The following is a 14,411-nucleotide window of genomic DNA, read 5'->3' as shown; positions in this document are numbered from 1 at the left end:
CATGCCGTCCATCAGCCTGACCGAACTGGTCGAGCACATCGAAACGCACCTGCCCACCCTGCGCGACATCGCCGGCCGGGTGCCCGATGCGCGGGTGGTCCGGAACGAGGTCGGTGTCTTCTCCATCGTCGACAACGTCGACCACCCCGACGGGCCGGACTACGTGGGGTACGTCGACCTGTTCGTCATAAACGAGGTCCGCTACTTCCCCGACGAGCCCAACACGGAGGACAAGTGAGCACCGCACTCGACCCACAGCAGCTCGTAGCCCAACTCCGCGCCGCCGGCTGGGTTGTCGCCGGCCAGCGGTCCGGTCAGTACGTGCGCCTGACCTGGCTCGACGCGAACCCCATACCCGGCATACTCAAGGTGCCAGTCGACCCGGACGCGCCCGAGTACGAGGACGACATGCGCATAGTCCGAAAGATCCTGCGTAATCTCGACCGGGCCGGGGCAGCGGCGGCCGGTGTTCTCGCCACGCTCGACGGCCACCAGCCCACCACCGCGCACCAGCGGATCCTGGCCGCGTACGAGGCCCTGCCACCGGAGGACGAGCGCGACGAAATGGCCATGGCGGTGGCCGCCGTGTACGAGGACGTGGTGTTGCCCGCGTTCGCCGAGGAGCACCGGTGATCACGAGGCTGGCCGGGTGGTGGAAGCACGGTGACTGCGCGCCGTCGGCCGGCAACGAGGGGGGCCTGCCACTGTGGTGCAGCGATTGCAAGGTGTGGCACGACGATGTCGACGGCTGGCAGCGGGTCACCCTGCCGTACGGGTCGCCCGAACTGGAGACGCACGGCCCGGACGCGACGCGCGCCGAGTTGATCGACCGGCCCGGCGAGAACCCTCCGAGGTACCAAGTCCGGTATGTGATGGGTGGGTGCGACGGGTGCGCGCACTGGTACCGGCGTCAGGCCAGGGTGTCCCGGATGCACCGAGCGTACGGGCGGCGACGGCGGTGAGCCGCACACCAAAAGCGGAACGCCGTGAACGCGGCCGGTACACGAGCACCCAGCCGAAGCGGAACGTCGGCCCGGACCGGTGGTGGGTACCAGACGGCCCCGTCGACCGGTGGTACTGCCGCCGGCACTGCCGGTGTGGGGCGTTCGACCGGGCCCGCCGGATGCGCACCGAGTACGGGCGGAGGCGGCGGTGAATCTGGCGGAAGCCGCAGCGCACATCGACGGTCCTGTGCTCTGCTACGAGTTCGATGGTCGCGCCTACCCGAAGCTCCGGGAGGGTGTGGTGCGGGAAGTGTCGGTGACCCGGCGGGCGGTGAGGGTGGAAATGCGGTACACGTCCGCGAGCGCGGGTTACCGCCTTACGGGCCGGTGCCTGTGGTGGACTCCGAGCCTGCTCAGGGTGCCGCAGTGGTGGCTGGACCGGCAGCCCGCAGCGGGTAGTGAGGAACGCCAGTGAGCACATTCGTCGAGGAGTGCCGTGCGGGCCGGGAGTTGGCCAGGGAGGTCGCCGTGGCGGTTCGGGGCCGGCTGGCGTTTTTCGGTTGATCCGGCCTGGCAAGATCCATCATGTGGATCATGTCTCGCCGCCAGTCCCGGACCTCGCCCACAAATTCCAACGCGCCGGACTCAACCTCAGCCAGTCCCTCACGGCAGGCACAGACCCCGGCGACCCCCAACACCTCACCGAAGCGCTACTAACCACGGCCGTCACACTCCACCGCGCGATCCGGGAGATCGCAGCGAGTGACCGGATTGCCAACGTCGAGGAACGAAGGGCGCTGCTGCAAGCCGCGTACGCGCAGGACAAGGCGGTGGCGCTGCTGTACCAGGCTACAAAAGCGATGAGCCGGCACGCGCGGGAGGCGGCTGACCGAGAAGCGGCGTGACCCGGACACGCCACGCCGACACAAACATGATCATGCCCGTGTTGGGTAGCATCCGGACATGGCCGACGACCAGCGACCCATGACCGCCTCCGAGCGGTTCTGCGCCGTGCTCGGTGTTCCGCACCCTGGCCCGCTCAGCGAGGTTGAGGCCGCCGCCTGGGAGCGCGAGCAGGACGCCGCCGATCTGGACTTGGCCGCCCGGTACGGCGAGCGCCGCGCCGCGTGAGGCACCGCCCACCTCGCGTCTTGGACGCGTCCGCGATGGTGGCCTTCTTCGGCGCCCACCCCCGCCTGATGGCCCTGCTCGACCAAGCCGACGCCGGCACCGTCAACCTCCTGCTTCCCACCACCGCCATCGCCGACGCCCAAGCCAAACTCGGGGCAAGCATGGACGCGTGGCACGCCCTACTCCTGTCCCCCGGCGTCCTACCACTCCCCCTCGCCCAGCACGCCGCGATTGAGATCGGCGGCTGGGCCGGGGAGCTGTCCGTTCGGCACGCCGTCCACGAGGCACGGGCCATGCGCGCGGCCGTGGTGACCTGCGAGCCTGGCCTGTACCGGGGCATGGACGTGACACTGCTCGCGGTTTGATCTGCCAACACACCAAGAAACTTGGTAGATGTCATTGCGTTGACGGCGGTCGACCCGTACCGTTGACGTCACGGGCCGCAGCACCGGAAACACGTTGCCGACGCGACAGCCCAGGAACTACCTTTCACAGCAACACCGACGCAGGGAGCACGGACATGATGCGGCAAGCCGCCTTCGCACCGCAGCGACACATGTTGTCGCTCGGTGAGTGGTGCACGCCCATCGTTGGGACCGAAAGCTCCGCCGATAACTACAAGCTGGGCAGGTGGCGCGGCTAGCGCGATGCGAACCGCGAAGCCGCCCACCCGAAAGGGACCGGGCGGCTTTTTTGTTGCACAGCAACAACTTCATAGGGGTGTAGCTCAACAGGTAGAGCGGCGGTCTCCAAAACCGCAGGCAGCAGGTTCAAGTCCTGTCACCCCTGCTCATCCCCCGACTTCGGCCGGCGGGAATGTTCGATCTCAACTCCACAGCGGATGGCATATACAACGACACCCGGCCGGCGGCAGCACACGCCCGCCGCCGGCCGGGGTTGTCGCAATGGGCTTGTGGCGCAGTTGGTAGCGCGCTTCCTCGGCAGGGAAGAGGTCCCCGGTTCGAATCCGGGCAGGTCCACTGGGTGTCGTTAATACGTCGGGCTGACCACCCGGCGGGCGGTTGGTCCCCGCCCCGCGAGTGCGGGCAGAGCGACACCCGATCTTCACGCCTACCTAGCTCGATTGGTCGAGCGTCCGGGTGAAATCCGGAAGGGTCTCCGTTCGAGTCGGAGGGTAGGCACGTTGACGGGGGAACCTCCCGGGCGAGGCACCCGGCCCCTGTCAGCTCCATGGGCTAGTGGAGCTGTTGGCAAAGCTCACCGCTCTCTCAAGGCGGAGAACGCCGGTTCAAGCCCGGCCTGGCCTACATAGCCCGCTGGCCTGCGAGAAGTGGATATCCCGCCAGCGGGACGGGAGCGCGGAGAGACGAGATGGACCGCGCAGTCGGAGACGAGGGGTAGACCGACAACCGGTGGCGCGGGGCAAGTCCTCAGCGACGATGGAACCGCGCCACCGTTCGCGGCCATAGCTCAGTGGTAGAGCTGCTGGTTTCCACCCAGCGAACCGGGGTTCGATTCCCCGTGGCCGCTCTCTTTCCGGGGTACGGCGTTGGCGTCCGTGACCGCGCTTTGGACGCGGGGCCCGCAGGTTCGATTCCTGCACCCGGAGCTTCACCCGGCGGCGAACGTAGCCTCGGGGATCGGCGGCACCACACGCAACCGCGGCACGACCGGTTCCACCGGGCGAGCAACCACCGGCACCTGCCGGTTGCCGTGCACCCGGTACGCCTCCTCTACCTTGGCCGGGATCCGCCCGTAGCCCTTCGGCTCGGGCAGCCCCAACGCGGTGTGGTTGGTGTTCCACCAGTCCCGCATCTTTCGGAGCTGTGCACGCCTGGCCCGGTCTTGCGCCGGTGCCTGCGCGGTGCGGTCACCGCGGACGGGCAACCCGGCGTTGATGTACGGCTCCAGGCGGGCCAGCAGTCGGCGGCGGTTGTGGTCGCTGAGGTCGATTCGGTACTCGCGGCCCTCGAAGGCGAAATGGACGGTCTCAGCGCCTTCGGTGCCGTCGAGGTCGTCGGTGATGACGGTGATGATCTGTCGTGACATGGTGACCTTCCCCCAGGTCGGGCGGGTTGAGCTGGTCAAACCGCTGAGGTGGCCCAACATAGGCGCCTCGTGTGGGGTGGATCAATGGTCCTTACTGATCCTGACCCGAGTGGCCGTTCAGGTTGACCTCATGTTTCCGGATCATGAACCGATTTCGTGATCCAAGCACGCTAGGCGGACCCCCCAAGGTCAACCGAAAGCATGGAACTTCTACTTAACTCCCCGAGTTGGGTCCTGGTAGCCCAACGGCAGGAGGCAGCGCCTTCAAAACGCGCACAGTGCGAGTTCGACTCTCGCCCAGGACACCACGCCTTCGCCCGACCGGTCGGGCCCCGTCCTGGTACGACGGGAGTTACGGGTTCGAGGCCCGTCGAAGGCTCTGCGGCTGTAGCTCAACGGCAGAGCGCCACCTTGCCATGGTGGATACCGGGGTTCGATTCCCCGCAGCCGCTCTTGATTGACGGATCATCTGTCAATCTGTCCAACCAACCAGAACCGAAAGGAGGGACCTGGTGGACGCCGTACTGATCCTCAACGCCGACCTCGGCCCGCTACACCGGGTCCCGGTCAAACACGCGATCCGGATGCTGCTGCGCCAGGTCGCCGAGATCCACGAAGCCGAGCCGGACCGGCTGATCGGTGTCTTCCCGATGCCGAAGGTGCTCCGCCTGGTCCGGTACGTGGTCACCAAGTGGCGGTACACCGCCGGCCCCGCCTGGTCGAAACGCGGTGTCCTCAACCGCGACGGCCACCGGTGCGGGTACTGCCCGGCCGCGGCCACCACCGTCGACCACATCCTCCCCCGCTCCCGGGGCGGCCGGAACACGTGGAAGAACACCGTGGCGAGCTGCTACGACTGCAACCAGCGCAAGGGCGACCGGACCCCCGCCGAGGCGGGGATGATGCTGCGGGTCCAGCCTGCGTCCCCGACCTGGGCGACGCTCGCTCAGCGCTGATACCGGCCGGCGGGATCCCGCAGCCCCGCCGGCCCCTTCCCGGATCGTCTAGCGGCAGGACACCTGATTCTGGATCAGGGAACTGAGGTTCGAATCCTTGTCCGGGAGCGCAATGCCCTCGTAGCCCAGCGGTAGAGGCAGCGGTCTGAGGGGCCGTCCAGGGTGCGTTCGAATCGCACCGAGGGCACGCACGTCGGTGTAGCTCACGTTGGTCGAGCAGCCGCCTTGTAAGCGGCAGGACGCGGGTTCGATTCCTGTCACCGGCTCCATGCCGACGTAGCTCAGCAGGTAGAGCGCCTGGTCCATAACCAGGAGGTACCCGGTTCGAGACCGGGCGTCGGTACGCAGCACCACCTGCCCGGGTGGGCAAATTGGCAAAGTCGCCGCACTCAGACTGCGGAGTTGTGCGGGTTCGAGTCCCGCCCCGGGTACGCAGCAACAGTTTGGGCTCGTAGCTCATTTGGTAGAGCGCCGCTCTTGCAAATCGGAGGCAGTCGGTTCGAAACCGATCGGGTCCACGACCAAGGCCGACGCCATGGCAACGTCGGTACAGTCCACCAGGGTCACGCACGACACGTCGCCGCGTGGGGTCATGGCCCACCGTACGGGCGGCGCAGGACAGCGCCTCTCGCCCTGGTGTCAAGTCTCGTTGGTCCAGTCAGGAGTGGACGCCGCCCTGTCACGGCGGAGGTCACGGGTTCAAATCCCGTACGAGGCGCGCATGGAAGCGTGGCAGAGTCCGGCCTATTGCACCGCGTTGCTAGCGCGGAGTGGGAAACCACCGGGGGTTCAAATCCCTCCGCTTCCGCTTTGCCGTCGTGGCCCAGGTGGTAAGGGCGCCGCTCTGATACAGCGGAGGCAGCGAGTTCGACTCTCGCCGACGGTACGCGGCTTGGGGCACAGAAAAGCCCCTCCGGGGCACATGACAAGCGGAGGGGCGATCCCTGTTCCCACGTGACCGGAGCCCAAGGGCTCCGGGAGCCAGCATTATGGCACACGACGCTGCTGGCATTCCACCTCATGCCCCTGTAGCTCAGTGGATAGAGCGCCCGGCTACGAACCGGGAGGTCGGACGTTCGACTCGTCTCAGGGGCACGCAACGGGATATGGCCCAGCTTGGTAGGGCGCTGCACTGGGGGTGCAGAGGTCGTCGGTTCAAATCCGGCTATCCCGACTTACGGGTTGTAGCGCAGTTTGGTAGCGCGCGTCGTTCGGGACGACGAGGGCGCAGGTTCAAATCCTGTCAACCCGACCGGGTACTAGCTCAGCTTGGAAGAGCGCGCGGTTTGGGACCGCGAGGCCGGGGGTTCAAGTCCCTCGTACCCGACTTCGGAAGGTGCCGCTCAGCGGTGGGCGACCGGTCTTGAAAACCGGGGTGTCGGCAACGGCAGGGGTTCGACTCCTCCACCTTCCTCTATGCGCCGGTAGCTCAGAGGCCAGAGCTGCGGACTCTTAATCCGTAGGCCGTGGGTTCGACTCCCACCCGGCGTACCACTCCCCCCGGTAGCTCAGAGGACAGAGCGCCGCACTCCTAAGGCGGGCGTGGCAGGTTCGAGTCCTGCCCGGGGGACCATGCCGCCGGCGCCTGATGGCCGGGCTCCGGACTTTAGCCAATGGTCTATGATTAAAAGGTGACGGCAGCCATAGTAGACACACCGAAACGTTGCCCGCGTTGCGAGCAGACGTTGCCTATAGTCGACTTCTCGATCAGCACAAAGAATAAGCGGCAGACCTACTGCCGAAAGTGCAACAGCGCGTACGTCAGCGAGTGGCTGAAGAAGCACGCGAACCGGCGAGTAGTCAACCGGATGTGGACCCTATACCGACTCCGGCCCGCAGACTGGCAAGCACTCTGGGACAGCCAGGATGGTCTCTGTGCCCTGTGCTTCACGGGTCTTGACGAGACTCGCATGGCAGTCGACCACGATCATCGGTGCTGCCCCGGCGAGCGATCGTGCGGCCGGTGCGTCCGAGCACTTCTTTGTCGGAAGTGCAACACGAACGTGGGGTGGTTGGAGGCCCAGCCGAACCACGACTTCAAGTCGTTCCTTGAACTACTCCATGATTACGTCGATCGCCGGGCGCTCCGAGTTACGGATCTAGACGCCGAACTGGCACGGCATGGCAACGCCCGCCCGGCGCGGGTATCGGTAGAACGTGATCGCACTAAGCCCTTGTAGCTCAACGGCCAGAGCAGCCGACTTTTAATCGGCGGGTTTCCGGTTCGAATCCGGACAGGGGCACTTGCGGGATGGCGCAGTGGTAGCGCGGCGGCCTCATAAGCCGCGGGCCCCCGGTTCAACTCCGGGTCCCGCCCCCAACTTCGCTCGTGCCACGTTTCGGCGGCACCGGCACCCCCAACTGCGGTGACGGTCGCCGGGTAGCACGAGCCAGTTCCGTCAGGTCAGCCACGGTTTGCGGATCGGTGACCTGGTAGATCTCCAGCAGGGCGCGCAGGTCGGGGATTGAGGTGCGTACCTCGCCCCGTTCGATCCCCGTGATCTTTCCCAGGGTGCAGCCGATATGCCTGGCGACGTCCGTCCGGGTGAAGCCGCGTGCCTCGCGGGCACGGGTCAGGAAGTCTCCAAGGGTGGCCCGGCTGGTCGACACGCTGTCGGTCACGATGGGGACGGTAGCAGTAACGCAAGGTCATGTCCCGGTAGCTCAGCGGGAGAGCGCCGTCCTGACGCGACGGAGGCCGTTGGTTCGAACCCAACTCGGGGCACGCATGGCGTCGTAGACAAGCGGCTAAAGTCGCCGGGCTTTCAACCCGGAGTTCGCGGGTTCGAATCCCGTCGGCGCTACCATTCCGGTGTCGTTCAACGGCAGGACGGGCGGCTGTTAACCGCCTAATCGGGGTTCGAATCCCTGCACCGGAGCCGAGATGTCAAGCGCGTCGGCCACGAGTCGATCGAAGACATCCCCATAGGTACGGACGTCGGTAGCCGCCGACAGGTAGAGGTCCGCCGTTTGAGTCGCTACGTGGACAACGGTCGGGGCGGCAGGGAACTCGTAGATCGTGAACGGCGTTGCCGCGGTAACTGCCTGCTCGACCCCGAGGGGAATCACCTTGACGACGATCCCGGGCTTCTGTGCGCGGTCCCGGAGGGCGTGGACCTGCCGGCGGCTCACGTCACCTGGCCACGAGAGGAACACGCGTGCGTCCAGCAGGAGCGTGTAGCTCGGCGAGCTGGGGTCAGCGGCGGGCTGCAACTGGCCGGGGATGGTGAGCGGGCTGTACTGGCGGACAGAGGTGGCGCGGGATCCGATCGGTTGGGTCCCGGCTCGGGGATGACGTGGCCCGCTGGCCTGCACGATCCACGCCCCGGGGACGCCCTCGGCGTCGGCGGTCGCGGCCATCAGTTCGGCGTGAACCTCCAACGGGGCGCCGTAGTAGTGCAGCAGCGTGGCGAGGTCCCGGAGGTTGATCCCGATCCGGGCGGTCTCGACGCGCGACACCTTCGACTGCGACCAACCGAGGGCGGCGGCAACATCGTCGCCGAGTACGCCGATCGTCTCCCGGAGCCGTTTCAACTCGGTCGCCACCCGGCGGCGGGGAGTTGGGTTCTCTACCACCGGCCCATCATGCACGCTCCCATACCGACGTGCAGTAGCCCTCGCCGGGCCGGCGCCGAACTGCCGGCGCCCCCGTGGCGTCCCCGCACTTGTTCAAGCCCTGCCGCCAGGCAGTATGCGACAGTGGTAGGCATGACGGACCTGCTGACCCGCGTGTTATCCCCCGTGCATCGCCTGCTCGGGCGGCGGCACCAGGCCGGTGCGGTCGCCGGGGACACCGTCGAACAGTTCAACCTGGGGCTCTCTCTGGACCGGGCAGGCGACCGTGAGGGTGCTGAGCGGTGGTACCGGGCGGCGGCTGAGGCTGGGGACTCCGACGCCGCGAACAACCTCGGTCTGCTGCTCGACGGCGACGCGAACCGCAAGCCGGAGGCGCTGCCGTGGTTCGCGCAAGCCGCCGAAGCTGGGGACGCTGAAGCTGCGTGGAACGCCGCCGTGCTGTGCGAGGAACTGGGCGACAGCGTTGCGGCGCTGAACTGGTACCGAACTGCGGCGAGCCGTGGTGACCGTCACGCGATACGCGAGTTGGAGCGCCGCAACGAGCTGTAGCCGCGTGCTGGTGCAGACTGCTGGGATGACCGATCCGACCCTGCCCCGCGTGTACGTCACCGTCCCCGGCGTCGAGAGCCTGTCAACCGTGGTCCACCTGTTGTACCTGGCCGGCGCTCAGGGAACCGGGGAGCGCCGGGAGTTCGCGGTCACCGGCCCGCTGACCGCCGCCCAAACCGCCGCGACGTGGCAGCTCGGCGAGTACGTGGACAGCGGGACCGAGGGCAACCGGCTCGACGTGCGGGTGGAACCGGCAGGGGAGCTGCGCGCCGCCCTGGACGCGATGTGCCCCGGCTGGTCGCCCGACGACTACGACCCGGCGCCCGCTCACAAGCTGAACACCGGTGACTGGTGGGGGCGACGGGGCCGGAACCCGCAGCCCGTCGACCCGCCGGCCGCGGTGCCCGCTCCCCCGGTCATCCCGGCGCCGCGCGAGGACGGCATGTGCTGCGGCGAGGGGAAGCCGTGGGCCCCGAAGCCTGGTGAGCCGCCGGTGAGCGGTTGTCAGTTGTGCCCGAACTCGCTGACGTACTGGCGGCGGGGGCGGACGGAGATGCCCGTGTAGCTCAGTTGGGATGAGCGCCGCTTTCACACGGCGGAGGCCCCTGGTTCGATCCCAGGCGCGGGTACGCAAGTGATCATGGTGGCTGTAGCTCAGTTGGTAGAGCGCCCGGTTGTGGTCCGGGAGGTTCGCGGGTTCAAACCCCGTCAGTCACCCTCTGCGCGTCGTGGGCGGCGGCACGCCCAGCGGACTGTAACTCCGTCGCCTTCGGGCATACCTGGGTCGGCACCAGGGACGCGCACCAGCACACCGGTACCGCTACGATCCGACGTAGTTGCCCACCTCCATGGGTTGTCTGGTCATGCGGACACGGAAGGGCTCGCCCGCTTGCCTCGGGTGGGCCCTTCGCCGTTGACGCCGGTCCTGCCCTCGTAGCTCAGTGGATAGAGCACCGGCTTCCGGAGCCGGGGGTCGGAGGTTCGAATCCTCTCGGGGGCACTTCACCATCTTGATCGAGTGCCCGAGCGGCTAGGGAGCGGTCTGCAACACCGCACACCAGGGTTCGAATCCCTGCTCGGTCTCCAATGCTGTCCGCTGTGGTGTGGCTGAACCCCGGTCCCCATGTGGGTCCGGGGTTTTGTCGTGTCCAGGACAGACAAAACTTGATAGATGTCCTTGTGTTTGACGTACGCATCACTTAATTTGATAGATGCAACGGCGAGGTGTTGCCGAGGGGCAGCGCAGGGAGGGCTCGCGAACCAAGGAGGGGGGCCGCATGAAGCGAGGCACGTTCGAGTGGGTCTGACCCACACCGAAGGGAGCCCCGGCCACGCCATATGCGGCCGGGGCTCCCCCGCGTCACGGTACAGCGGGTTGCCTGCGACCTGCGGAAAGATCTTGGCCTAACTTGATAGATAAACTAGCTTCATCGTGGCGGACGGCGTAGATTGGTAGATGCAAGTAGCGCCGACCCGCAGGAGGGCAAGCCGATGACCACCACGATCACCAGCGTCGACCTTGTCCACACCTCGATCGAAGCTGCCAACGGCGACTACCGGCAGACGCGCCTCTACTACATGGCATCGGACGCCGTCATCTGCCCGACCTGCCGGCGCGGATTCGGCCAGGAGTGCCAGTCAACCGGCGGCGGAAACTTCACCCTCGTACCGACTCACAAGGCGCGACGCACCCGGATCGCCGATTGGTCGACCGAGCAGCGGCACACGTACGGCGAGTTGGTGTTCCAGTACCGCCGCAGCCCGTGGGATGCGCCGGCTGAGCTGGTTGCGGAGGCTGAGGCCGCCGCCAAGCCGATCCCGGCCAAAGACGCGAAGCAGCCGACCCCGAGGGGTGTACGGCTTTCCGAGAAGCAGGCCGAGGAGATCGAGCGCGCGGCGGAATCCGGTGGGAAGACCTGGGCGTCGACCGCCCATTTCCACGGCGACCACCAGGAACGGCAGACGGTCCTGTCGCTGGTCGCGAAGGGAATCTTCAGCGAAGGTGCCCTCTCCGGAGACGGCTACTCCCGTGACTACTCGCTGACCGACTACGGCTGGCAGGTCTACCGCCAGCACCGCTTGGTCATCAGGCGACTCACCTGCGCGCAGGTCGACGCGCTCATCGCCCAGCAGCAGTCCACCGTCCGGAAGGCGGCGTAACCCATGAACTTCACCGCACTGCCCGCGCCCGAGGATGACGACCTGTCCGCGCTCGCCGCCGCCAACATGCACACCGACGACAGCCGAGGGTTGGCGCCCGGCGTCTACCTGTCCGACCCGCAGGGGCACGCACAACTCGTCGGCACCAACGACCGGGCGGTGATCGTCGTAGACCTGGGCGGGGTGATCCAAGTCGGCGGGATCAACGTGGAGGACGCGGACCACCTCGAACGGTTCGCGGCCCGGCTGACCGAACTCGCGGCCCGGTTGCGAAAGCGGCAGACCGAGGGTGACCCGAACAGCGGAGCCCCGGCGTGGATCGCCGGACTGACAAACCGCGAGGGCGCGGCCAGCAAGGCGGGCATCCGATGACGCAGCCCATACCTCCCGAGATCAGCCTCGACAACCTCGGCGCCGTGGTCAACCCGGTCCAGGGTCCCGCGCCAGCGAGCGGCCTGTTCGTTGTCAGTGGCCCCCACCCCTTGATCCCCACGGTGCGCCGCTGCGACGTGGGCGGCGAACTGATCGGGGAGAACAAGTCCTGGTGGCTGGTCACGGCAACCGGGCATGGCTGGAAGGCCAGCCACGGCGCCGCGTGCAGCCCACACGCGGGCCGAGATGAGCCCGCCCGGAAAGCCACGCCACCGAGGGCTCGCGGCCACTACAACGAGGCATTGGAACGCATTGCCGAACGCGAAGCCGATGGCGGTGGCCCCCGTTGAGCACCCACGTGGGTGTGGCCCGGACGCTCGCCGCGATCGGCATCGACCCGAGTAGGTCGCACGTCCTCCGGTTGTCTCGGCCGGTGGTGCCCCGCGTGCCTGAGCCTGTGGTGTCTCGCCAACGCGTCGTCCGGAATCACATGGGCGTGCTGGTGGGGCTGAGTCTCGACGTGCGGTTGACCGGCGGGGACTTGGCTGCGCTCACTCCCGAGCAGATTCGGGCGTTGTTCCGCGCGTTGGCGACTATCGCCGCGCTCGCCAAGTGCAAGTCGGCCTAGTAATCTCACACAAACTTGATAGATCTGATAGCGATCATGCCTGCCGTACTGTAACTTAGTAGATGTAAGCGGTATCGATCGGCCAGGGAGTAGCGATGAAGACGACCAAGCCCACGGCGGGAATCCCCTCGCGGGAGGACTTCACCTTCCCGACGGAGGTCATCGTCCACGTCGACCTGAGCCGCCCGGCCGACGACCACAACCGGCGACAGTTCGACGCCTTCTGGCCCACCGATCAGGAGTGGGTGCCGGACGGGGTCCGGGGACAGGTGTTCCGCAGCGACCTCGACAAGTTCATCGAGCGCCACAACGGCCCGGTGCGCGTGGTCAACCTCGCCGCCTCCAACGACGGCACCCGATGACCGTCCAGGCGTTCCCGCCGATCAACCTGGCCGACCTGTCGGTCCCAGAGTTGGACGTACTCGCCGACTGGCACCGCGACTCCCTCACGTTGATCGAGGCCGTACGGGAGCGCCAGGCCGTACCGGTCGACCCGACCAAGCACGAAGACGAGGGCTGACCTGTGAACCGAAGCATCGCCCGCCAGGTCGCGCTCACCGAGGCCGAGCGCTGGTTCGCCCTCGGTGAGCCGGTGGCCGAACTTGCCTACCTCGGGCGAGGGAAGTACGAGGCCCACGCGACGACGGTCACCCGCGTCACCACGTCCATGATCTTCACCGCCAGCGGGCGCCGGTTCTGGCGGTACACCAACGCCATGAACGAGGTCGGCAGCCGGGACCGGCAGATCATCACCGCTAACGCGCTCGTCTTCCGCATCGTCCCGATTGACCACCCCCGCGCGGCGCCACTGCTGGCCGGCGGCAACCGGTGAGCGTTCACCGCTTGGTGGAGGTCCGCTGCAACGGCCCGGCCAACGCCGACCTCGGATGCCCGGATGACGCCGCGTGGACCGGTGTGTCCGTCGCCGAAGTCCGGGAGCGGATGCGTACCGACGGCTGGTTGTGCGCCGGCCCGGGTGGCATCGACCGGTGCCCCGGCTGCCGCAAGACCACACTCCCCCAACTCACCGACCCGAAGGAGTAGCCCGTGATCAACACCCTGGACAACGCCGGCACCGTCCGAGCCGCCGACCGCCTGGCCATCGCAGTGCAGCAGGTCTACCTGATGACCGGCGGCCGGAAGGACACCACCGGCTGCTACGTCCTCCTCGCCGAGGCGTGGCGGTCCGAGGCGGACATGTGCCCGGCCAAGGCCACCCATCGGGTCGTCGTGGACGACTACCGGACCGGCATGGAGACCGAGGGCCTGTTCTACCCCGGTGAGACCCGCACGGGGGTGTGTGGGAAGCACGCCGAGCAGGTCCACCAGGCGCCTGGCTTCCGGGAGATGACCCCGATTGCCGACGCCGAGCCCGAGGTTCCGACCCTGTCCACGGTCGACGCGGCCATCACCACCCTCCGCGAGCTGGCCGAGACCAACGACTGGGTGTCGGTGTTCTGGGACCGGGGCTGGGGCGACGACCCTGGGCGGGTCACGGAGATCTCCATCATCGTGGACGGCAACGGGCAGGTCCCGAAGGCGCGGATCACCCCGGAGGTGTATGCCGCCCTGCTCGACCAGCAGGTCATCCCGGCGAACTCGCTCAAGACCTTCAAGGCCCGCCGCCTGCACGACTACGTGGCCCCGCCGGTCGTGGAGCGTGACCCGGCCGAGAACACTCGGGCGGTCGCGGAGGCGTTGGTGCTCGACATCATGCGGGAGTTGGCCGACGTGCCGATCCTGGCCGAGTTGTACCGGGGTCTGGACCCGAACAGCCGGACCCCGCGCATCAGGAACGAACATGTCCGGACCCCGGCCTGGACCCCGGGCTGGCACATCAAGATCCTGCCCGGGTTCGCCGACGCCGCCATCTCCGCGTGGGGGTTGCGGTCCGGATACCTGGACCTGCTCGGCGACGGCCCGGCCCGGTGCGTGGCCTACCCCATCACGGGGACCGGTCCGGTCGACCTCGACGCGCTGCGCGGACCGGAGTTCCGGGCCGAGCTGATCGCGGTGATCCGGGCAAAGGCCGCCGAGGTCGACGCCGCCCGCCGGCCGGTCACCAGTTCCCCGGAAGGGCAGTGA

At 67.5% G+C, this 14,411-nt stretch carries 23 protein-coding genes and 32 tRNA genes; 52 read left to right on the top strand and 3 right to left on the bottom strand.

Translation table 11 applies throughout. The features are described 5' to 3' along the window. The first annotated feature begins 1 nt into the window (after position 1). The 12 genes from BDK92_RS35325 to BDK92_RS39425 all read left to right on the top strand — a co-directional run bounded on the left by BDK92_RS35325 (position 2) and on the right by BDK92_RS39425 (position 3,645). Positions 2 to 238 (top strand): hypothetical protein, encoded by a 237-nt coding sequence (locus BDK92_RS35325; protein WP_121160620.1) that lies wholly within the window; start codon positions 2 to 4, stop codon positions 236 to 238. Continuing rightward, the gene (locus BDK92_RS35320) at positions 235 to 633 is read left to right on the top strand and encodes a hypothetical protein (protein WP_121160619.1); all 399 of its coding nucleotides are present in this window, start codon (positions 235 to 237) and stop codon (positions 631 to 633) included. The genes BDK92_RS35325 and BDK92_RS35320 overlap by 4 nt, the downstream gene beginning before the upstream one ends. Next, on the top strand, positions 630 to 962 hold the full coding sequence (locus tag BDK92_RS35315; RefSeq protein ID WP_121160618.1) for a hypothetical protein: 333 nt from the start codon (positions 630 to 632) through the stop codon (positions 960 to 962). The genes BDK92_RS35320 and BDK92_RS35315 overlap by 4 nt, the downstream gene beginning before the upstream one ends. A gap of 190 nt (positions 963 to 1,152) precedes the next feature. Continuing rightward, positions 1,153 to 1,419, top strand: coding sequence for a hypothetical protein (locus tag BDK92_RS35310; RefSeq protein ID WP_147457220.1), 267 nt, complete (start codon positions 1,153 to 1,155; stop codon positions 1,417 to 1,419). A gap of 112 nt (positions 1,420 to 1,531) precedes the next feature. After that, positions 1,532 to 1,849 carry a hypothetical protein gene (locus BDK92_RS35305; RefSeq protein WP_121160616.1) on the top strand — a complete coding sequence of 106 codons (318 nt, stop codon included), beginning with the start codon at positions 1,532 to 1,534 and terminating at the stop codon, positions 1,847 to 1,849. Positions 1,850 to 1,907: 58 nt separating this feature from the next. Beyond that, positions 1,908 to 2,075, top strand: a complete 168-nt coding sequence (locus BDK92_RS39430; protein WP_170208803.1) for a hypothetical protein — start codon at positions 1,908 to 1,910, stop codon at positions 2,073 to 2,075. Between the two features lie 20 nt (positions 2,076 to 2,095). Beyond that, the gene (locus tag BDK92_RS35300) at positions 2,096 to 2,440 is read left to right on the top strand and encodes a hypothetical protein (RefSeq protein WP_147457219.1); all 345 of its coding nucleotides are present in this window, start codon (positions 2,096 to 2,098) and stop codon (positions 2,438 to 2,440) included. A 351-nt stretch (positions 2,441 to 2,791) separates the two neighbouring features. Continuing rightward, positions 2,792 to 2,864: transfer RNA gene (locus tag BDK92_RS35295), tRNA-Trp, on the top strand. 118 nt (positions 2,865 to 2,982) lie between these two features. Further along, a tRNA-Ala gene (locus BDK92_RS35290) sits at positions 2,983 to 3,055 on the top strand. Between the two features lie 213 nt (positions 3,056 to 3,268). After that, a tRNA-Glu gene (locus tag BDK92_RS35285) sits at positions 3,269 to 3,343 on the top strand. A gap of 152 nt (positions 3,344 to 3,495) precedes the next feature. Then, a tRNA-Gly gene (locus BDK92_RS35280) sits at positions 3,496 to 3,566 on the top strand. A 5-nt stretch (positions 3,567 to 3,571) separates the two neighbouring features. After that, a tRNA-Gln gene (locus tag BDK92_RS39425) sits at positions 3,572 to 3,645 on the top strand. 2 nt (positions 3,646 to 3,647) lie between these two features. On the opposite strand, the gene BDK92_RS35275 is transcribed toward BDK92_RS39425, so the two are convergent. Next, positions 3,648 to 4,085, bottom strand: a complete 438-nt coding sequence (locus tag BDK92_RS35275; protein ID WP_170208802.1) for a histone-like nucleoid-structuring protein Lsr2 — start codon at positions 4,083 to 4,085, stop codon at positions 3,648 to 3,650. 231 nt (positions 4,086 to 4,316) lie between these two features. Here BDK92_RS35275 and BDK92_RS35270 point away from each other — a divergent pair. From BDK92_RS35270 to BDK92_RS35165, 22 genes are all read left to right on the top strand, one after another. Beyond that, positions 4,317 to 4,393: transfer RNA gene (locus BDK92_RS35270), tRNA-Leu, on the top strand. Between the two features lie 73 nt (positions 4,394 to 4,466). Further along, positions 4,467 to 4,537, top strand: a tRNA-Gly gene (locus tag BDK92_RS35265). Positions 4,538 to 4,597: 60 nt separating this feature from the next. Continuing rightward, positions 4,598 to 5,041 carry an HNH endonuclease gene (locus tag BDK92_RS35260; protein WP_121160613.1) on the top strand — a complete coding sequence of 148 codons (444 nt, stop codon included), beginning with the start codon at positions 4,598 to 4,600 and terminating at the stop codon, positions 5,039 to 5,041. Positions 5,042 to 5,078: 37 nt separating this feature from the next. Then, positions 5,079 to 5,149 (top strand) — tRNA-Gln (locus BDK92_RS35255). A gap of 6 nt (positions 5,150 to 5,155) precedes the next feature. Continuing rightward, positions 5,156 to 5,228, top strand: a tRNA-Leu gene (locus BDK92_RS35250). Between the two features lie 5 nt (positions 5,229 to 5,233). Further along, a tRNA-Thr gene (locus BDK92_RS35245) sits at positions 5,234 to 5,310 on the top strand. 1 nt (position 5,311) lies between these two features. Then, positions 5,312 to 5,384 (top strand) — tRNA-Met (locus BDK92_RS35240). Positions 5,385 to 5,397: 13 nt separating this feature from the next. Next, positions 5,398 to 5,472: transfer RNA gene (locus BDK92_RS35235), tRNA-Leu, on the top strand. A 14-nt stretch (positions 5,473 to 5,486) separates the two neighbouring features. Next, a tRNA-Ala gene (locus BDK92_RS35230) sits at positions 5,487 to 5,559 on the top strand. A gap of 125 nt (positions 5,560 to 5,684) precedes the next feature. Further along, positions 5,685 to 5,759 (top strand) — tRNA-Asp (locus BDK92_RS35225). Between the two features lie 5 nt (positions 5,760 to 5,764). Next, positions 5,765 to 5,849 (top strand) — tRNA-Ser (locus BDK92_RS35220). A gap of 4 nt (positions 5,850 to 5,853) precedes the next feature. Further along, a tRNA-Ile gene (locus BDK92_RS35215) sits at positions 5,854 to 5,927 on the top strand. 136 nt (positions 5,928 to 6,063) lie between these two features. Continuing rightward, positions 6,064 to 6,136 (top strand) — tRNA-Arg (locus tag BDK92_RS35210). Positions 6,137 to 6,141: 5 nt separating this feature from the next. Next, positions 6,142 to 6,215 (top strand) — tRNA-Pro (locus BDK92_RS35205). Positions 6,216 to 6,219: 4 nt separating this feature from the next. Continuing rightward, positions 6,220 to 6,293 (top strand) — tRNA-Pro (locus tag BDK92_RS35200). Position 6,294: 1 nt separating this feature from the next. Next, a tRNA-Pro gene (locus BDK92_RS35195) sits at positions 6,295 to 6,368 on the top strand. A 4-nt stretch (positions 6,369 to 6,372) separates the two neighbouring features. After that, positions 6,373 to 6,455: transfer RNA gene (locus BDK92_RS35190), tRNA-Ser, on the top strand. A gap of 4 nt (positions 6,456 to 6,459) precedes the next feature. Further along, positions 6,460 to 6,535: transfer RNA gene (locus tag BDK92_RS35185), tRNA-Lys, on the top strand. Between the two features lie 3 nt (positions 6,536 to 6,538). Further along, a tRNA-Arg gene (locus tag BDK92_RS35180) sits at positions 6,539 to 6,614 on the top strand. A 235-nt stretch (positions 6,615 to 6,849) separates the two neighbouring features. After that, positions 6,850 to 7,221, top strand: coding sequence for an endonuclease domain-containing protein (locus BDK92_RS41360; protein ID WP_121160612.1), 372 nt, complete (start codon positions 6,850 to 6,852; stop codon positions 7,219 to 7,221). Beyond that, positions 7,212 to 7,284, top strand: a tRNA-Lys gene (locus tag BDK92_RS35170). The genes BDK92_RS41360 and BDK92_RS35170 overlap by 10 nt, the downstream gene beginning before the upstream one ends. A 2-nt stretch (positions 7,285 to 7,286) precedes the next feature. Then, positions 7,287 to 7,361, top strand: a tRNA-Met gene (locus BDK92_RS35165). Here BDK92_RS35165 and BDK92_RS35160 read toward each other — a convergent pair. Continuing rightward, entirely contained in the window at positions 7,340 to 7,663 is a 324-nt protein-coding gene (locus BDK92_RS35160) for a helix-turn-helix domain-containing protein (RefSeq protein ID WP_170208801.1), read from the bottom strand. The two genes, BDK92_RS35165 and BDK92_RS35160, sit on opposite strands and share 22 nt — an antisense overlap. Before the next feature lie 31 nt (positions 7,664 to 7,694). Here BDK92_RS35160 and BDK92_RS35155 point away from each other — a divergent pair. The 3 genes from BDK92_RS35155 to BDK92_RS35145 all read left to right on the top strand — a co-directional run bounded on the left by BDK92_RS35155 (position 7,695) and on the right by BDK92_RS35145 (position 7,920). Continuing rightward, a tRNA-Val gene (locus tag BDK92_RS35155) sits at positions 7,695 to 7,766 on the top strand. A 5-nt stretch (positions 7,767 to 7,771) separates the two neighbouring features. Further along, a tRNA-Glu gene (locus BDK92_RS35150) sits at positions 7,772 to 7,848 on the top strand. Position 7,849: 1 nt separating this feature from the next. Continuing rightward, a tRNA-Asn gene (locus tag BDK92_RS35145) sits at positions 7,850 to 7,920 on the top strand. On the opposite strand, the gene BDK92_RS41355 is transcribed toward BDK92_RS35145, so the two are convergent. Further along, on the bottom strand, positions 7,883 to 8,587 hold the full coding sequence (locus tag BDK92_RS41355) for a Scr1 family TA system antitoxin-like transcriptional regulator (protein WP_425462330.1): 705 nt from the start codon (positions 8,585 to 8,587) through the stop codon (positions 7,883 to 7,885). The two genes, BDK92_RS35145 and BDK92_RS41355, sit on opposite strands and share 38 nt — an antisense overlap. A 162-nt stretch (positions 8,588 to 8,749) precedes the next feature. Between BDK92_RS41355 and BDK92_RS35135 the strand changes: the two genes are divergently transcribed. From BDK92_RS35135 to BDK92_RS35075, 15 genes are all read left to right on the top strand, one after another. Continuing rightward, a complete protein-coding gene (locus BDK92_RS35135; protein ID WP_147457218.1) occupies positions 8,750 to 9,166 on the top strand; it encodes an SEL1-like repeat protein in 417 nt (138 codons plus the stop codon). A 25-nt stretch (positions 9,167 to 9,191) separates the two neighbouring features. Further along, entirely contained in the window at positions 9,192 to 9,731 is a 540-nt protein-coding gene (locus tag BDK92_RS35130; protein WP_121160609.1) for a hypothetical protein, read from the top strand. Then, positions 9,722 to 9,795, top strand: a tRNA-Val gene (locus BDK92_RS35125). The genes BDK92_RS35130 and BDK92_RS35125 overlap by 10 nt, the downstream gene beginning before the upstream one ends. A 14-nt stretch (positions 9,796 to 9,809) precedes the next feature. Beyond that, a tRNA-His gene (locus BDK92_RS35120) sits at positions 9,810 to 9,883 on the top strand. A 210-nt stretch (positions 9,884 to 10,093) separates the two neighbouring features. Further along, positions 10,094 to 10,166, top strand: a tRNA-Arg gene (locus BDK92_RS35115). Positions 10,167 to 10,178: 12 nt separating this feature from the next. Then, positions 10,179 to 10,252: transfer RNA gene (locus BDK92_RS35110), tRNA-Cys, on the top strand. Between the two features lie 405 nt (positions 10,253 to 10,657). After that, positions 10,658 to 11,326: a hypothetical protein gene (locus BDK92_RS35105; RefSeq protein WP_121160608.1), complete on the top strand. Its 669-nt coding sequence runs from the start codon at positions 10,658 to 10,660 to the stop codon at positions 11,324 to 11,326. 3 nt (positions 11,327 to 11,329) lie between these two features. After that, a complete protein-coding gene (locus BDK92_RS35100) occupies positions 11,330 to 11,698 on the top strand; it encodes a hypothetical protein (RefSeq protein WP_121160607.1) in 369 nt (122 codons plus the stop codon). Next, complete coding sequence (locus BDK92_RS38655; RefSeq protein WP_147457217.1) at positions 11,695 to 12,048, top strand: hypothetical protein; 354 nt, start codon at positions 11,695 to 11,697, stop codon at positions 12,046 to 12,048. The genes BDK92_RS35100 and BDK92_RS38655 overlap by 4 nt, the downstream gene beginning before the upstream one ends. Positions 12,049 to 12,143: 95 nt before the next feature. Beyond that, positions 12,144 to 12,326 carry a hypothetical protein gene (locus tag BDK92_RS35095; RefSeq protein WP_147457216.1) on the top strand — a complete coding sequence of 61 codons (183 nt, stop codon included), beginning with the start codon at positions 12,144 to 12,146 and terminating at the stop codon, positions 12,324 to 12,326. Positions 12,327 to 12,421: 95 nt separating this feature from the next. Then, the gene (locus BDK92_RS35090) at positions 12,422 to 12,688 is read left to right on the top strand and encodes a hypothetical protein (protein WP_121160605.1); all 267 of its coding nucleotides are present in this window, start codon (positions 12,422 to 12,424) and stop codon (positions 12,686 to 12,688) included. After that, a complete protein-coding gene (locus BDK92_RS39420) occupies positions 12,685 to 12,846 on the top strand; it encodes a hypothetical protein (RefSeq protein ID WP_170208800.1) in 162 nt (53 codons plus the stop codon). The genes BDK92_RS35090 and BDK92_RS39420 overlap by 4 nt, the downstream gene beginning before the upstream one ends. Positions 12,847 to 12,849: 3 nt before the next feature. Beyond that, positions 12,850 to 13,158: a hypothetical protein gene (locus BDK92_RS35085; RefSeq protein ID WP_121160604.1), complete on the top strand. Its 309-nt coding sequence runs from the start codon at positions 12,850 to 12,852 to the stop codon at positions 13,156 to 13,158. After that, the gene (locus BDK92_RS35080; RefSeq protein WP_147457215.1) at positions 13,155 to 13,370 is read left to right on the top strand and encodes a hypothetical protein; all 216 of its coding nucleotides are present in this window, start codon (positions 13,155 to 13,157) and stop codon (positions 13,368 to 13,370) included. The genes BDK92_RS35085 and BDK92_RS35080 overlap by 4 nt, the downstream gene beginning before the upstream one ends. 3 nt (positions 13,371 to 13,373) lie before the next feature. Continuing rightward, a complete protein-coding gene (locus BDK92_RS35075) occupies positions 13,374 to 14,411 on the top strand; it encodes a hypothetical protein (protein ID WP_121160602.1) in 1,038 nt (345 codons plus the stop codon).

Source organism: Micromonospora pisi, assembly GCF_003633685.1.
Classification (GTDB): domain Bacteria; phylum Actinomycetota; class Actinomycetes; order Mycobacteriales; family Micromonosporaceae; genus Micromonospora_G; species Micromonospora_G pisi.
The sequence above is the reverse complement of the archived record's forward strand: the minus strand, read 5'-3'. Positions and strand labels throughout refer to the sequence as shown.

Bases quoted from the DNA above. Each gene is read 5' to 3' on its own strand.
- BDK92_RS35325 (WP_121160620.1), top strand. From the start codon at position 2: ATGCCGTCCATCAGCCTGACCGAACTGGTCGAGCACATCGAAACGCAC.
- BDK92_RS39430 (WP_170208803.1), top strand. From the start codon at position 1,908: ATGGCCGACGACCAGCGACCCATGACCGCCTCCGAGCGGTTCTGCGCC.
- BDK92_RS35275 (WP_170208802.1), bottom strand. From the start codon at position 4,085: ATGTCACGACAGATCATCACCGTCATCACCGACGACCTCGACGGCACC.
- BDK92_RS41360 (WP_121160612.1), top strand. From the start codon at position 6,850: ATGTGGACCCTATACCGACTCCGGCCCGCAGACTGGCAAGCACTCTGG.
- BDK92_RS35135 (WP_147457218.1), top strand. From the start codon at position 8,750: ATGACGGACCTGCTGACCCGCGTGTTATCCCCCGTGCATCGCCTGCTC.
- BDK92_RS35130 (WP_121160609.1), top strand. From the start codon at position 9,192: ATGACCGATCCGACCCTGCCCCGCGTGTACGTCACCGTCCCCGGCGTC.
- BDK92_RS35105 (WP_121160608.1), top strand. From the start codon at position 10,658: ATGACCACCACGATCACCAGCGTCGACCTTGTCCACACCTCGATCGAA.
- BDK92_RS35100 (WP_121160607.1), top strand. From the start codon at position 11,330: ATGAACTTCACCGCACTGCCCGCGCCCGAGGATGACGACCTGTCCGCG.
- BDK92_RS38655 (WP_147457217.1), top strand. From the start codon at position 11,695: ATGACGCAGCCCATACCTCCCGAGATCAGCCTCGACAACCTCGGCGCC.
- BDK92_RS35090 (WP_121160605.1), top strand. From the start codon at position 12,422: ATGAAGACGACCAAGCCCACGGCGGGAATCCCCTCGCGGGAGGACTTC.
- BDK92_RS39420 (WP_170208800.1), top strand. From the start codon at position 12,685: ATGACCGTCCAGGCGTTCCCGCCGATCAACCTGGCCGACCTGTCGGTC.